This window comes from Halorubrum distributum JCM 10118 (assembly GCF_000337335.1).
Taxonomy (GTDB): Archaea; Halobacteriota; Halobacteria; order Halobacteriales; family Haloferacaceae; genus Halorubrum; species Halorubrum distributum.
The window spans coordinates 443,626-458,512 of the sequence record NZ_AOJN01000049.1; the positions used below are offsets into that span (position 1 = coordinate 443,626).

The 14,887-nt window shown below is 69.7% G+C and carries 15 protein-coding genes; 10 read left to right on the forward strand and 5 right to left on the reverse strand.

What is annotated here, in order from left to right; all coding sequences use genetic code 11:
* Positions 1–4 precede the first annotated feature (4 nt).
* On the reverse strand, positions 5–520 hold the full coding sequence (locus C466_RS11065; RefSeq protein WP_004595947.1) for a CNNM domain-containing protein: 516 nt from the start codon (positions 518–520) through the stop codon (positions 5–7).
* Between the two features lie 572 nt (positions 521–1,092).
* On the opposite strand from C466_RS11065, the gene C466_RS11070 reads away from it, so the two are divergent.
* A complete protein-coding gene (locus tag C466_RS11070; protein ID WP_004595946.1) occupies positions 1,093–1,539 on the forward strand; it encodes an SRPBCC family protein in 447 nt (148 codons plus the stop codon).
* A 37-nt stretch (positions 1,540–1,576) separates the two neighbouring features.
* Here C466_RS11070 and C466_RS11075 read toward each other — a convergent pair whose 3' ends face one another.
* The gene (locus C466_RS11075) at positions 1,577–2,059 is read right to left on the reverse strand and encodes a VOC family protein (RefSeq protein WP_004595945.1); all 483 of its coding nucleotides are present in this window, start codon (positions 2,057–2,059) and stop codon (positions 1,577–1,579) included.
* 119 nt (positions 2,060–2,178) lie between these two features.
* A complete protein-coding gene (locus C466_RS11080; RefSeq protein ID WP_004595944.1) occupies positions 2,179–2,628 on the reverse strand; it encodes a DoxX family protein in 450 nt (149 codons plus the stop codon).
* A 69-nt stretch (positions 2,629–2,697) separates the two neighbouring features.
* Here C466_RS11080 and C466_RS11085 point away from each other — a divergent pair, with 69 nt between their 5' ends.
* On the forward strand, positions 2,698–3,114 hold the full coding sequence (locus C466_RS11085) for a winged helix-turn-helix transcriptional regulator (RefSeq protein WP_004595942.1): 417 nt from the start codon (positions 2,698–2,700) through the stop codon (positions 3,112–3,114).
* 701 nt (positions 3,115–3,815) lie between these two features.
* On the forward strand, positions 3,816–4,307 hold the full coding sequence (locus tag C466_RS11090) for a hypothetical protein (protein ID WP_004595939.1): 492 nt from the start codon (positions 3,816–3,818) through the stop codon (positions 4,305–4,307).
* Between the two features lie 10 nt (positions 4,308–4,317).
* On the opposite strand, the gene C466_RS11095 is transcribed toward C466_RS11090, so the two are convergent.
* Positions 4,318–4,596, reverse strand: a complete 279-nt coding sequence (locus tag C466_RS11095; RefSeq protein ID WP_004595937.1) for an acylphosphatase — start codon at positions 4,594–4,596, stop codon at positions 4,318–4,320.
* A gap of 114 nt (positions 4,597–4,710) precedes the next feature.
* Between C466_RS11095 and C466_RS11100 the strand changes: the two genes are divergently transcribed.
* The 5 genes from C466_RS11100 (at position 4,711) to C466_RS11120 (ending at position 11,770) form a co-directional block, all read left to right on the forward strand.
* Positions 4,711–6,252, forward strand: a complete 1,542-nt coding sequence (locus C466_RS11100) for a phosphohexomutase domain-containing protein (RefSeq protein ID WP_004595935.1) — start codon at positions 4,711–4,713, stop codon at positions 6,250–6,252.
* A 197-nt stretch (positions 6,253–6,449) separates the two neighbouring features.
* Positions 6,450–7,535, forward strand: a complete 1,086-nt coding sequence (locus C466_RS11105; RefSeq protein WP_004595934.1) for a BMP family lipoprotein — start codon at positions 6,450–6,452, stop codon at positions 7,533–7,535.
* A gap of 233 nt (positions 7,536–7,768) precedes the next feature.
* The gene (locus tag C466_RS11110; protein ID WP_004595933.1) at positions 7,769–9,430 is read left to right on the forward strand and encodes an ABC transporter ATP-binding protein; all 1,662 of its coding nucleotides are present in this window, start codon (positions 7,769–7,771) and stop codon (positions 9,428–9,430) included.
* Positions 9,427–10,731, forward strand: a complete 1,305-nt coding sequence (locus C466_RS11115; protein ID WP_004595932.1) for an ABC transporter permease — start codon at positions 9,427–9,429, stop codon at positions 10,729–10,731. The genes C466_RS11110 and C466_RS11115 overlap by 4 nt, the downstream gene beginning before the upstream one ends.
* Positions 10,724–11,770: an ABC transporter permease gene (locus C466_RS11120; RefSeq protein ID WP_004595930.1), complete on the forward strand. Its 1,047-nt coding sequence runs from the start codon at positions 10,724–10,726 to the stop codon at positions 11,768–11,770. The genes C466_RS11115 and C466_RS11120 overlap by 8 nt, the downstream gene beginning before the upstream one ends.
* Before the next feature lie 50 nt (positions 11,771–11,820).
* On the opposite strand, the gene fer is transcribed toward C466_RS11120, so the two are convergent.
* Positions 11,821–12,621, reverse strand: coding sequence for a ferredoxin Fer (gene fer / locus C466_RS17475; RefSeq protein ID WP_004595928.1), 801 nt, complete (start codon positions 12,619–12,621; stop codon positions 11,821–11,823).
* Between the two features lie 158 nt (positions 12,622–12,779).
* Here fer and C466_RS11130 point away from each other — a divergent pair, with 158 nt between their 5' ends.
* Positions 12,780–14,150, forward strand: coding sequence for a geranylgeranyl reductase family protein (locus tag C466_RS11130; protein WP_004595926.1), 1,371 nt, complete (start codon positions 12,780–12,782; stop codon positions 14,148–14,150).
* 4 nt (positions 14,151–14,154) lie between these two features.
* Positions 14,155–14,604 (forward strand): Rieske (2Fe-2S) protein, encoded by a 450-nt coding sequence (locus C466_RS11135; RefSeq protein WP_004595924.1) that lies wholly within the window; start codon positions 14,155–14,157, stop codon positions 14,602–14,604.
* The last annotated feature ends 283 nt before the right edge of the window (positions 14,605–14,887 follow it).

The window sequence follows — 14,887 nt, forward strand, 5'->3', positions numbered from 1 at the left end:
CGCGTCAGTCGGTGTACGGCTTCTCGATGTTCGCGTCGCCGCTGATGTACGCGTTCATCCGGCGGGTGATCCCGTCGAACAGCGTGATGAGCGGCGAGAGGACGCGCTCGACCAGCCGGACCGGCGACGCGACCCGCAGCGACCACGCCTCGGCGTTTCCGAGCCCGAACGCCTTGGGGACGATCTCGCCGAACACGAGGACGAGGAAGCTCGTACACAGCGTCGTCGCCACGATCGCCGCCCCCGGCGGGAGATAGCTCGCGATCAGCACGGTCACGATGCTCGAGATGGCGATGTTGACGACGTTGTTTCCGACGAGCAGCGTGACGAGGAGGCGGTGCGGGTCGTCGTGGAGCTCCTTCAGAACGTGCCCCCGCGGGTCGTCCGCGGCGGCCTGTCGCTCGAACCACTCGGCCGGCAGCGAGAAGATGGCGGTCTCAGTGCTCGAAAAGAACGCGCTGAGCGCCAGCAGCACTGTCACCGTTGCGACCCCGGCCACCCCGAGTGTGACGCCGACCATGGCGCGTGTTTAAAAACGAGGTCAAAGAGGGTGTCGGCCGGACGCCGGTATTCAGCTGGCAGGCGAACCGCTCCCGGTCCGGGACGCGTCTCGATCCGGGATGCGTGGCGGTATCGATCCGGTCGCGCGACAGTGTCGATCCGGGATGCGTGGCGGTATCGATCCGGGACCCGTGGCGTTGCCAGTCTGCGGCTTCGCCGGGGCGCAGCAATCGCAGAAATCGGAACGCCGTACTACTCCTCTTCTTCCTCTTCCTCGACCGGCTCTCGGCCGCGTTCCCAGACGGCGTCCGCCGAGGTGTCGTTCGGTGCGGTGTGCGAGACGTCTTTCATGGTATCACGGTCGCTTGCCATATTGCCCTCCGATAGCTCGGAACCCCGTATTAACCCTTCGTGGAAAGAGATAATGAGACCTGATACCATATAAGGTATTAATATTGAACGCGCCGGTGGCGGTCCGATCGGTGAGCGAATTACGAATTAGTGGCGGTTAGATCGTCAAAAAACGGACGAACGTACGAATATGGGCGGCGGACCGCAGCGATGAGGCGTCCGGCCGCCGGATGAGGTCTCGTGTTCGAAAACCGCACCGCGGCCGGAAACGTCGACCGCGACGGCCGGGCCTCCGTGGTCCGAGAGGGGGCGACGCTCGCGGTCGGTCGCGACGTCGACGCGTCACCGGAGCGGACAGCGAGGGCGCTCCGCGACACGCGGCGGTGGCCCGACTGGAGTCCGTCCGTCAGCGGCGTCGAGAGCACGGACCGCTACGTCGAGGACGGAACGACCGGACGCGTCCGGGTCGCGGGCGCCCGGGTTCCGTTCCGGGTGACGGCCGCGACGCGCCTCCGGTGGGACTGGGAGGTCGCGCGGATCCCCGCGACCGGGCACAGGGTCGACCGGTACTCGGGGGATCCGGACCGGTGTCGGGTAGTGATCGAGGTCCCGCTGATCGCGGCCGCGTACGTCCCGGTCTGCCGGCGCGCGCTCGACCGGTTCGCGGCGCTCGTCGAGGGGGAGTGACTCCGACGGGGTCCGGTCGTTGAGACGCCCGAGCGACTCAGTTCTCGTACCCCTTCTCGAACGGGTCGATGACCTCGCTGCCCGGCTCGTCCTCGTCGCGGATGAAGCCCGGTCCTTGGGTCGCCAGTTCGAAGACGAGCCCGTCGGGGTCGGTGAAGTAGACGCTCTTGAAGTAGGTGCGGTCTTTCACCTCGGAGACCTCGACGCCGTGGTCCTCGAGGTGCGCCTGCCACTCCTCCAGCGTCGCCTCGTCTTCGACGCCGAACGCGAAGTGATGGCTCGCGCCCGGGCCTGGCGTCCCCTGCGAGTCCGGGTACTCGAAGTAGGTGACGTTGGTGCCCGGCTCGCCCTCGGGCGTCGCCGAGAAGTAGTAGTGCGGCGTCCCGGGGTCGTCGTAGTTCTGGGTCCGCTTGACCGTGTGCCAGCCGAGGACGTCCTCGTAGAACGCGGTGGTCTCCTCGATGTCAGTACAGACGTTCGTGACGTGGTGGAGCCCGGTCGTCGGCGGCGCATCGGTCATGGTCTATGCGAACGGTTGTCGGGAGGGCAGTTAGTCGTACTGGCGGCTCGAAGCGGTCGCGTGGCGGTTCGAAACGGGAAGGCGCGTGCGCGTCGGTCGGGGGAATTCGCGTGTGCGGCTCAGAACAGCCCGACGCCGACCGCGTACGGCCACGAGCTCCCGCCGACGGCGAGGAACGCCAGCGCGGCGCCGGCGCCGTACACGTTCTTCAGGAAGCCCGTCATCTCGTTCTGCTTCTCCTCGGGGTCGTCCATCGACCAGAAGTCGTGCATCGTCACTGCGGAGACGAGGAGGAAGAACGCGAGTGCGCCCGCCGAGAGGACGGGGAAGGCGCCGGCCGCGACGCCGAGACCGCCGAGGACGAGGACGGCGCCGGAGGCGATCACCGAGAACCGCGGCGCCGGCAGGCCCTTGAACTCGGCGTAGCCGGCCATCGTTTCGAGGTCCATGAAGTGGTTGAGGCCCATGAACGCGAGCGTCGCGCCGAAGACGATTCGGCCGAGCAGGAAGAGTTCGCCCGCGAGAGGGGTGTCGAACTGGAGCGGTAACGTCGCGATTTCAGCTAACATCGTGTAACCTGCTATACGGACGTAACCTATTTATCGCTTCCCGGACAATACGGTTAGTAGGTAACACCGATGTCATCACAGGATCTTTCGGCGGCGGAGTCGGCGGAGACGGCGGATTCGGGCGCTGACGCGACGGCGGATTCGGGCGCTGACGCGGCGCCGGAGGCGACGGCACCCGACACGCCCTGCCCCGTCATCGACTCTATCGAGCAGATCGGATCGCAGTGGCGGCTCGTCGTCCTCCACGAGCTGTTGAACGGCGAGGCGCGGTTCAACGAGCTCAAACGCGAGACGGACGCGAACGCTCGGACGCTCTCGCGCGTGCTCGACGACCTCCAAGAGACCGGGTTCGTCGACCGGCGGCTGGAGGAGGACTCGCCGGTCGCGACGTACTACAGTTTAACTGATAAAGGCGAGTCGCTCGCGCCCGTCTTCGAGGAGATCGACGAGTGGGCCCACGAGTGGCTGGCCGAGTGCGACGCGTGAGATCTGAGTAACGGTCTCACCGGTTCTTTATAAGTAATCCCAGCGCCAGTGGCGGTTTATTTATAAAACATTGTCAGCGGATAGACGGCGGACACCTCCGAAGTCCCAGCCGCTCATTTATCAATGATCGACGCCGGATCTGCGGCGGACACCTCCAAAACCCCAGCCGCTCGCTTATAAATGATCGACGGTGGACCCGCACCGGACACCTCCAAAGCCCCAGTCGCTCGCTTATAAATGATCGACGGTGGACCCGCACCGGACACCTCCAAAGCCCCAGTCGCGAGGCGGGCGCACGCTCGCTGCGGTCCTCAGTCGCTCGCTTCGCTCGCTCCTTGCGGTCCTTACGTCGCCTGCGCCCGCCTCGCGACTGCCCCTTTGAGTCCCGCCCCGCACNGTCCTCAGTCGCTCGCTTCGCTCGCTCCTTGCGGTCCTTACGTCGCCTGCGCCCGCCTCGCGACTGCCCCTTTGAGTCCCGCCCCGCACGGCACCGCACAGCACCTCTCACCTCCCCAGCCTCGTCAGTCGCCCGTCGCTTCGCTCCGGGCGACTGACTCCCTCGCGCGTGCTGCCTCGCGGCCGCCGAGGGCGGCCGCTCGCAGGCACGCGCCACCGCACCTCCTCGTTTATTATAAACCGTCCCGCCGCGAACGCGTTCCGCCGCCGAAACGCACACCCTTCTCCGGCGCGTAGCGACCGGCGTGTACGCCGGACTGAAGAACACTCCCTGCTGTCTGTGCGGCCGCGAGGAGACGCACACGCGGATCGCGGTGCCGCCGCGGGCGCTCCGGCTCATGGAGAACGGCGGGCCGATCGCGTGGCGCGACGTGGTCGGCACCGTGACGCTCCGATTCTGCGCCGACGACTGGGACCTCGTGAGCGACCTCGCCGTCGAGATGGACACCCATCCCCTCTCGCGGTGTAACGCGGCGCACGTCTCCTTGGACCTCCGCGAGGACCACGAGGCGCTGCTGTCGGCGACGAAGGCCGAGACGGACCAAACCGAGCTGGAGGCGCGCCTGGTTCGCGAGGCCGAAGCGACCCTGGACGCGGTCGACGACCCCTACACCGAGGAGCGCGACGTGGTCGAGGCGATCGTCGTGTTGCGCGCGCTGGAGGAGCTCGGCGTGCGGGACGGGCCGGGCCGCGCCGACGCGGACGCCGGGGAATCGACGCCCGCGGACGACGACTGATACGGGCCCTCTACCGCCTGATCTCGAACCCGTCTTCGCCCTCCGGCTCGCCGTACTCGGCGTCGACGTCCTCGACAGCCGCGGCCTCGCTTCCGGTCTCGCACCACGCCACCATGTCGCGGACGTCGCCCTCTGCCCCCTCGAAGACGGCCTCGACCCGGCCGTCGTCGAGATTCCGCACCCAGCCGTCGACGCCCGTCTCGCGGGCGGCGTCGCGGGTGCTCGCCCGGTAGAAGACGCCCTGAACGCGGCCCGAGACGAAGACGTGCGCGCGAACGCGGTCGGTCATCGGCCGACGTTGGGACCGGGGCCCGCTTAAACGACCCGACCGCGACCGACTTCAGTCGACCCGTCCGCGCCCGCAACCGACGCCTACTAACTCCCGGGCGCCGAGGTGGGCGACATGGACCTGTTCGGAACCGCCGGGATACGCGGCGGCGTCGAGGAGCGCGTCACGCCGTCGCTCGCGCTCGCCGTCGGGCGAGCCGTGGGCGCCGAGATCCGAAGCCGAGCCAACGAATCGAGCCCCGAGCCGACGGTCGTCCTCGCCCGCGACGGCCGGGTGACCGGGCCGGCGCTCGCTGCCGCGATAGAGGCGGGGCTGGCGGCGGGCGGCGTCGAGGTGCGCCGCGCCGGGCGACTCCCGACGCCGGCGCTCGCGCACGCCTCGCGCGGTCGCTACGGCGTGATGCTCACCGCCTCGCACAACCCGCCGACCGACAACGGGATCAAGCTGTTCCGCGACGGCACCGAGTTCGACCGCGACGCGGAGCGCGCCGTCGAGGAGCGTGTCGCCGACGAGGCGGCCGTCGCCCCGTGGGACGAGTGGACCGAGGCGACCCGGACCGACCCGCTCGACGGCTACCTCGACGATGTCCGGGAGTACGCCGCGCGGTTCGGCGCGCCCCTCGACGGCCTGCGGGTCGCGGTCGACTGCGGCAACGGGATGAGCGCGCCCGCGACGCCGACCGTCCTCCGGGAGCTCGGCGCCGACGTCGTCACGCTCAACGGCAACGTCGACGGCCACTTCCCCGGCCGGGGGAGCAAGCCGACCCCGGAGACGCTCGCCGACCTCCGCGCGTTCGTCGCGGACGCCAACGAGGGGGTCGAGAACCCGGGGCGGCCGGCGAGCCACGGGAGCGACGGCGCCAAGGCGTGGGACGGCGAGGGAGGCGAGGCGGGCGAGACCGAGGGATTCGCCTTCGGCATCGGCCACGACGGCGACGCCGACCGGATCGTCATCGTCGACGCGGACGGCGAGGTCGTCCACGAGGACACGGTCCTCGCTGTGCTCGCGGAGCGGTACACCCGCGAGAGCGACGCCGCGGACCCCGTCGTGGTGACGACGCCGAACGCCTCCGGTCGGATCGACGAGCGCGTCCGGGCGGCCGGCGGCCGCGTCGAGCGCGTGCGGCTCGGCGCGCTCCACGAGGGGATCGCGGCGGTCCGGGAGGACGCTGCGGAGGCCAGCGCCCTCGGCGAAGCGGGCGCGGTCGGTGAGTCGGGCGCCGCCGGCGAGGTCGGCGACGACACCCGCGTCGTCTTCGCCGCCGAGCCGTGGAAGCACATTCACGTCGCCTTCGGCGGCTGGATCGACGGCGTGGCCTCCGCGGCGGTGATCGCTCGCCTCGTCGCCGACGAGGGGCTGGAAGCGCTGCGGGCGCCGATCACGGAGCGCCCGTACCGCAAGGTGAGCGTCTCGTGTCCCGACGACGCGAAAGAGACGGTGATGGACCGGCTGGAGACGACGCTGCCCGACGCGTTCCCCGAGGCCGCGGTCGACACCGACCACGGCGTCCGGCTGGAGTTCGAGGACGCCTCGTGGACGCTCGTGCGGCCCTCGGGAACGGAGCCGTACGTCCGCGTCTACGCCGAGAGCGACGACGTCGACGACCTCGTCGCCGAGGTCGAGGGCGTCGTCGAGGACGCGGTCGCGGCGGCGTAGGCCGGGTGCGTTCGGTCGGCGCGGGAGCTCGGGAGTTCGGCCACGTTCACAACCGTGAGAAATCCGGAAACGTGGATCGGAAGCCCGGGTCGAGCGGCGATTACCCCGCAATTCGGCCGGCTGTTTTCACGAACGTGTCACCTCTGTGCGGCGGGAACGACGAATTTATGCCGCGTTCCGACGGGGTTACGAGTGAGATGGCATCCGACTTCGATCGGCGGCGGTTCATCAAGGCGGCAAGCGCAGCGGGCCTGGTCGGCCTCGCCGGGTGTAGCGGCGGCCCGAGCGGCGACGGCGGCGACGGGGGCGACGGCGACGTGCCGGCCCGGATCGGCATCGTCTACTCCGACGGCGGTCTCGGCGACAACTCGTTCAACGACGCGGCCCAGCAGGGCATCCTCCAGGCCGAAGAGGAGTTCGGCATCGCCTACGACGAGTCGGAGCCCGACGGCGCCGGCGAGTTCGAGCAGTTCCAGCAGCAGTACGCCGGGTCGACGGACCCCGCGTACGACCTGGTCTCCACCATCGGGTTCAACCAGGGCGACGCGCTTACCGAGACCGCGCCCGACTACCCCGACCAGGACTTCATGATCGTCGACACCGTCGTCGACGAGCCGAACGTCGCGAGCTACCTGTTCCGCGAACACGAGGGCTCGTTCCTGATGGGCGTACTCGCCGGCCACCTGACCGAGACCGAGTTCTCGGCGGGCGCCGGCGAGACCGATCCTGACTCGACGAACGTCGGGTTCGTCGGCGGCGTCGACAGCCCCGTCATCCGCCGGTTCCAGGCCGGCTTCGAGGCCGGGGTCGACTACGCGACCGACGACGTGGACGTCACCACGAGCTACGTCGGCAGCTACGCCGACCCCACGGGCGGTCAGGAGGCGGCGCTGTCGATGTACCAGAGCGGGGCGGACATCGTCTACCACGCCTCCGGCGCGACGGGCGTCGGCGTGTTCCAGGCCGCACAGGAGGAGGGTCGGTTCGCCTTCGGCGTCGACCAGGACCAGTCGATCTCCAACGAGTCGTTCGCCGACGTCATCCTGGCGTCGATGGTGAAACGCGTCGACACCGCGGTGTACGAGTCGATCTCGAACGTCATCGACGACGACCACCAGGGCGGCTCGACGACGGCGCTCGGGCTCGAATCCAACGGCGTCGAGTGCGTCTACGGCGACCAGATCGGCGGCGAGGTCCCGGACGAGATCACGACGGCCGTGGCGGACGCGCGCGACGAGATCATCGCCGGGAACATCGAGGTCCCGGAGACGACGAGCAACTGAGGCAAGACGGCGGCGGCGAGACCCGGACGCGCAGTCCGAACCCGACGCCGGCCTGACGCGCGGTCCGAACCCACGCCGGCCGGGCGCGCGGTCCGAACCCGACGCCGACCGGGCGCTCCGGACCGACACCGGGAACGCGGCTTTTCTGCGGATCCGGTCGGCCGAGAGACAGTATCGCGTACAACGGCTCGGAATCCGCGCGTTTTTAGGCTCCGACGCGGAGTTACGGGTGAATGAACCCGGCGGTCCACTTGGACGGCATCACGAAGCGATTCCCCGGGGTCGTCGCGAACGACGACGTTGATCTCGCGGTTGAGCGCGGGAGCGTCCACGCCCTGCTCGGCGAGAACGGGGCCGGCAAGACCACGTTGATGAACGTGCTGTACGGCCTCTACCAGCCGACCGAGGGGACCGTCCGCCTCGACGGCGAGCCGCAGTCGTTCGACTCGCCGCGGGACGCGATCGACGCCGGCGTCGGCATGATCCACCAGCACTTCATGCTGGTCGACCCGATGACGGTGTGGGAGAACGTCGTCCTGGGCAACGAGCCGAAGACTTGGGGCGGGCTGCGCGTCGACAGGGAGGCGGCCCGCGAGGCCGTCGTCGAACTGAGCGAGCGCTACGGGTTCGACGTGGACCCGGACGCGACGATCGCCGACATCTCCGTGGGCGAACAGCAGCGCGTCGAGATCCTGAAGGCGCTGTACCGCGGGGCCGACGTGCTCATCATGGACGAGCCGACCGCGGTGTTGACGCCGCAGGAGGTCGACGAGCTGTACGGCGTCTTCGACGAGCTCACCGAGCAGGGCAAGACGATCATCTTCATCTCGCACAAGCTGGGCGAGGCGCTGTCGGCCGCCGACGACATCACCGTCCTCCGCGACGGGGTCAACGTCGGCACCGTCGCCGCGGCCGACGTGACGCGCGAGGAGCTCGCGGAGATGATGGTCGGCCGAGAGGTGTTGATGGACCCTGCGACGTCGCCGCAGGAGGCGGGCGACCGCGTGCTGGAGGTGACGGACCTCGACGTCGAGGACGACCGGGGCGTCGAGGCGGTCTCGGACCTCTCCTTCGAGCTCCGGGGCGGCGAGATCCTGGGGGTCGCCGGCGTCGACGGCAACGGCCAGTCGCAGCTCGTCGAGGCGATCACGGGCCTGCGCGAGGCGGCGTCCGGCGACGTCCGCTACCGCGGCGAGTCGATGGTCGGGAAGACGCGCCGCGACCGGATCGACCGCGGGATGGCGTTCATCCCCGAGGACCGACAGGAGCGCGGCCTCGTGATGTCGTACGACCTCGTCGAGAACGGGATCTTGGGGAGCCAGCACGACCCGCCGTTCGCGAACGGCGGCCGGCTCGACTGGAACGCCTCCCGCGACCACGCCGAGGCCGTCATCGAGCAGTACGACGTTCGGCCGCCGGACGCCGACGCGGAGGCCGAGTCGCTGTCGGGCGGCAACCAGCAGAAGTTCATCGTCGGCCGCGAGTTCGAGCGCGACCCGGAGCTGGTCGTCGCCACCCACCCGACCCGCGGCGTCGACATCGGGTCGACGGAGTTCCTCCACGACCGGCTGCTCGAACTGCGCGCCGAGGGGAAGGCAGTCCTCCTCGTCTCCTCGAAGCTCGACGAGGTACAGGGGCTCTCCGACCGCCTCGCGGTGATGCACGAGGGCGAGTTCACCGGGATCGTCGACCCCGCGACCGTGACCGAGGAGGAGATCGGGCTGCTGATGGCCGGCGAGTCGCTCGACGACGACTCCGTCGAGGGGGCCGCGATCCACGACGCCGCGGGCGGCGGGACGGACGACACGCCGGGCGACGGGAGCGACGGCGCGGACGACGCGTCGCGCGACGGAATCGACGGAGCGACCGGCGGCGACGAGGGGGTGGACGCGTGAGCGACCCGAACCCCGACGCGGACGGGGATCCCTCCGTCTTCGCCCGCGTGGTCGCGCCGTTCGTCGACCGGAGCGTCGCGGAGCGGCTCGTCATCAGCGTCGCCGCCATCTTCCTCTCGATCCTCGTCGGCTTCGCGCTCGTGCTCGTCTCCGGCCGGATAGCCGAGTGTTCGACCGCGGCCTGGACGATGCCGATCACCGGGCTGGGGTTCTGTTATAATCCGTTCGAGGTGTACGTGGTGCTGTTCAACGGCGCGCTCGGCTACCCGTTCGCGGTCGGCGACCCCGGCCTGTTCAACCCGGGATGGACGCCGTTCAACCTCTCGTTCGGCCTGACGCTCTCGGAGACGACGCTTTTGATCTTCACCGGGCTCTCCGTCGCCGTCGCGTTCCGCGCCGGACTGTTCAACATCGGGACTCAGGGCCAGCTCGTCGTCGGCGCGCTCGCGACCGCGCTCACCGTCTTAGCGCTCGCGCCGCTCCTCCCGGCGGGCCCCGTCGCCGGCCTCGTGCTGATCGTCGTCGGGACCGCGGCCGGCGCCGTCGGCGGCGGCCTCTGGGGCGCGATACCCGGCGCCCTCAAGGCGTACGCCGACGCCAACGAGGTGATCACGACGATCATGCTCAACTTCGTCGCCGCGAACGTCGCGTACGTCCTCGTGTTGGAGGTGTTCCGCGCAGAGGGCTCCTCCGTGGTCGCCACCCGGTACGTCCCGGAGTACGCGCAGTTCCCGTCGGTGCTGTTCCCGGCGTCGACCGACTTCGCGCTGATCGCGCTGCTCGTCGGGGTCGCCTTCATCGGCGCGCTCTACTACTTCGTCGAGCACACGTCGCTCGGGTACGACCTCCGGACGAGCGGGGTCCAGGCCGCCGCGGCCGAGTACGGCGGCGTGAACGCGAAGCTCACGACCGTGCGGGCGATGACGCTGTCCGGCGCGCTCGGCGGCATCGGCGGCTCGGTGTGGGTGCTGATGTCCGAGGGGCGGTGGATGGCCTCGATCCCGGACCTCGGCTTCGACGGGATCACCGTCTCGATCCTCGCCGGGAACAACCCGATCGGCGTGCTGCCGGCGGCGTTCCTCTTCGGGATCCTGAAGGGCGGCGCCCTGGAGATCGGGTTCCGGACCGACGTCCCCACGGAGCTCGTCGCCGTGTTGCGCGGGCTCATCATCCTGTTCGTGGCGATGCCGGAGTTCTTCCGGATGATCGGCCGGTACGCCGGCGTCGGCGGCGCGGGCGGTGCGGGCTCGACAAAGCCGGACGAGTCCGCCGGCGGCGACGGGGGTGAGGCCGATGCGTAACCCCCTCTCGCCGGCCTCGCTCCTCGAGAGCGCGAGTGAGTCGAGCTACGTGCGTTCGCTGGTCGTCGGCACCGTGGGGGTGCTCGCGGCCCTCGGCGTGCTTGGGCTCGCGTTCCCCGAGTCGGTCTTCGGCGACCTCGCCGGTATCGTCTTCTCGACGAGCACCGGGGCGTCGACGGCGCGGCTCGCGGCGCCCATCGTGCTCGCCGGGCTCGGCGGCATCTTCGCCGAGAAGTCGGGCGTCATCAACATCGGGCTGGAGGGACTGCTCATCATCTCGGCGTTCGTGTCGGTGTACGCCGCGTCGGTCGTGGGCGTCGGCAACGCCGTCCTCGGCGTCCCGGCGCTCGTGATCGCGTTCCTCGCCGGGATCGCGGCGTCGACGTTCCTGGCGGCGGTGTTCGCGGTCGTCTGCATCGAGTTCAAGGCCGACCAGATCATCGCCGGGCTGGCCGTCTGGCTCATCGCCCTCGGGCTCGCGCCGTTCATGTCGACGGTGTTCTTCGGCGGCGTCAACACGCCGAACCTCGGCGTGAGCGTCGGGTGGAAGTACTCCGCGACCATGGTGGTCCTCGCGACCCTCGGTTCGTGGTGGCTCCTGAACCGGACCGCGTTCGGGAAACACCTCCGGGCGGCGGGCGAGAACCCGAAGGCGCTCGACACCGTCGGCGTCTCCGTCTCGAAGGTGCGCTACGCCGGCGTCCTGCTCTCGGGCGTCCTCTCCGGGGTCGGCGGGTCGGCGCTGGCGCTGTCGATCGGCCAGTTCGTCGGCTCCGGCGAGACGATGGTCCAGGGGAAGGGGTTCATCGCCATCGTCGCGTACCTCTTCGGCAACTACAACCCGCTCGGAACGCTCGGCGCGGGCGTCCTGTTCGCCGGCCTCGACGCGATGCAGATCCGCCTCCAGCAGCTCGGCTACGCGATTCCGGACACGCTGGTCCAGACCATCCCGTACGTCGTCGTGATCGTCGTGCTCGCCTTGGTCGGCCGGACGCAGATCCCCGAGGCCGCGGGCGAGCACTACGAGACGGAGGAGTAGGTCGCGTCGGTGACCCGGATCCGGGGCCGTCAGCCGGGCGCGCGGGCCCGTCAGTCCGACGCGCCGGCGTCGTCGGCCGGTGACGGAAGCCGCAGGTCCGCGAAGTCGTCCGCGTCTCCGACGCCCGTCACCAGCTTCACCTCGTCGGTGATCGGGACGCCGACGCAGGAGAGGCGGGCGTCCGCCTCGCGGATCTGCTCGTCGGTGAGGATCGACTGCCCGGGCATCGCCACGTCGCCCTCGACGACGACGACCGCGCAGTTCGAGCAGGCGCCGCCGCGGCAGGCGTACGGCCACGACCGACCGCCGCGCTCCGCGGCTTCGAGGATCGACTCGCCGGGCTCGACGAGGAACCGCCCGTACTCCGGGAGGTCGAGGTCGGCGTCGGCCGCCTTCGCGAAGAGGTCGTCGTCCTCGGTCGACCAGCCGCGCTCGGTCGCGGCGTCGTAGTCGAGGTGGTAGACGGTCGACGGCGACCCGCTCCGCACCGGTTCGACGGACCCCTCGGCGTACCGTCGGACCACGTCCGCCGCCTCGTCGACCGGCTCGTCGTCGAGGTCGTCGAACCAGTCGCGCACCGTCTCGGGCGCGAGGTTGGACTCCGCGGCGACCGCCTCGATATCGACTCCTTCGAGCCGGGCGACGGTCGAGACGAATCCCGGCGAGTCGAGCGCTTCGATCGTCTCCTCGACCCACTCGTCGGAGCGATCGTACCACGAGGCGAGCTCTCTGGTCCCGATGCCACGGTCGTACGCGACGGCGATCATCAGCGCCGCGGTCGCCTCCGCCGAGCGGACCTCGGGGAGCCACGCGCGGAGCCGATCGGCGTCGACCCGATTGAGTTGGCCCATGTCGGAAACGAACGTCTCCGGGCCGTTAAACGGTGAGCCTGAACAGTTAGGCATCGGTCCGGAGAGCGGCGGACGGCTGCTCGGCGCGAAATCCGTCGCCGCGAGGCCGACCGAAACGGGAGCAAAGAGTTTTGCCGGGCGCACGACACGCTCCGGTAATGGATATCGACGAGTACGACGTCGTCGTGGCGGGCGCCGGGACCGCCGGCTGCTACGCCGCCGCGACGATCGCGAACGAGGGGCTCGACGTCGTCATCGTCGAGCGGAAGGACGCTGAGGAGGCCGGCCACATCGCCTGCGGCGACGCCCTGAAGGGCGCGGACGCCTTCCCCGAGGCGATCCCGAAAGACCGGCTCGAGCCCGCGTTCACGAACACCGGGGTCGACCACGGCCGCTTCGAGATCCCGCAGGAGGACACGGTCCTGGAGATCCCGGTCCCCGGCGAGCTCGCCGTCGTCGACCGGTGGGAGTACGGCCGCCAGATCATCTCCGGCGCCGAGGACGCGGGCGTCGACTTCCACTACGACACCGTCATCAACGACGTGCTACAGGACGAGACCGGCCGCGTCACGGGCCTCCACGCGGTGCGGAAGGGCGAGCCGCGGACGTACGCCGCGGACGTCGTGATCGACGGCGCCGGGTCCCTCTCGCTGCTTCAGGACAAGGCCGACTTCGAGGGGACCACCTTCGACACGAACGTCCGCTACTCGCAGTTCTGCTCGGCGTACCGCGAGATCGTCGACGTGCCGGAGCCGGTCGAGTGGGACGACGCCCTCGTGTTCAAGGCGACCGACCGCGCGGCGGGCTACCTCTGGTACTTCCCGCGGACCGCGACGGAGATCAACGCCGGGCTCGGCTTCCAGATGACCGAGGAGCCGATGCAGCTCGTCGAGTCGCTGAAGCAGGACCTCCGGGACCGCCCCGAGTTCGAGGGCGCTGAGGTGCGCGACAAGCTCGGCGCCGCGCTCCCCACCCGACGCCCCTACGACTCGGCGGTCGCGCCGGGGTACATGGCGGTCGGCGACGCCGCGGGCCACGTCAACCCGACGACCGGCGGCGGCATCGCGGGCGCGGCGTACGCGGGCAAGTACGCCGGCGAGCAGGCGGTGAAGGCGATCTCCGACGGCGACGTGAGCGAGGAGAACCTCTGGCGGTACAACACCCGCGTGATGGACCACTTCGGCGGGCGCTACGCCGGCCTCGACGTGTACAATGTCCTCTCGACCGCGGTCGACGTCGACGACCTGATGGGCCTGCTCGCCTCGCTGCCGGGCGAGAAGCTCGCGGAGGCGTTATACGAGGGGTCGACCTCGATGTCCTTCGGGCTGAAGGTGAAGGCCGCGATCAAGTCCTTCGGCTACTGGGGGACGATCCGGAACTTCTACCAGACGAAGTCGCTGGCGGACGAGCTGATCGGCCACTACGACGAGTACCCAACGAGCCCCGCCGCGATGGCGAACTGGACCCGCGAGCGCGACGACATCATGGACCGCGTGTACGAGACGACCGGCGCCGACGCGAAGTACTGAGGCCGTGAGCGGTTACCGACTCACGACCGTCGAGACCGTGCGCGAGCGGGGCTCGTGGGCGTTCACGGCCCGCGAGGGCGACGCGGACCGCGAGGTGTTCCTCGTGCCGTGCGCAGACGAGCCGGGCGAGGCCGAGGGCTCCGCTGATCAGCCTGTCCGCGCGTGGATCAACCGCTGTACCCACGAGGACCAGCGGCTGTACCGGGAGGAGGTGGGTGCGGTCACGCGCGGCGGGTCCGTCGTCTGCCCGAAGCACGGCTCGGCGTTCGATACGTGTGAGGGCTCCTGTGACAACGGCGAGGCCGCGGGCACGACGCTCCGTTCGATCGACGTCGAGGTGCGCGACGGCGCGGTGTTCCTCACGGACGACGACCTCACGTACCTCTACGAGGGGTTACCGGACGAGAACGGCGACGACGAGGGGCCGGCGTCGAGTTCGCACCTCACGTTCTGAGTTGCGAAGGTCCGAGGTGCGAACTCGTGGTCGGCTCTTTTTAGATAGGCAACTGTGTGTTGACGTTTCCCGGAGCCCCAATCGCTCGGCTGTACGCGACCGCTTATAAATGACCGATCGACACCGACACCACCGAAGCCCCAGCCGCTCGGCTGTACGCGACCGCTTATAAATGACCGATCGACACCGACACCACCGAAGCCCCAGCCGCGAGGCGTGCGCACGCTCGCTGCGGTCCTCGTCGCTCACTTCGTTCGCTCCTGCGGTCCTTACGTCGCCTGCG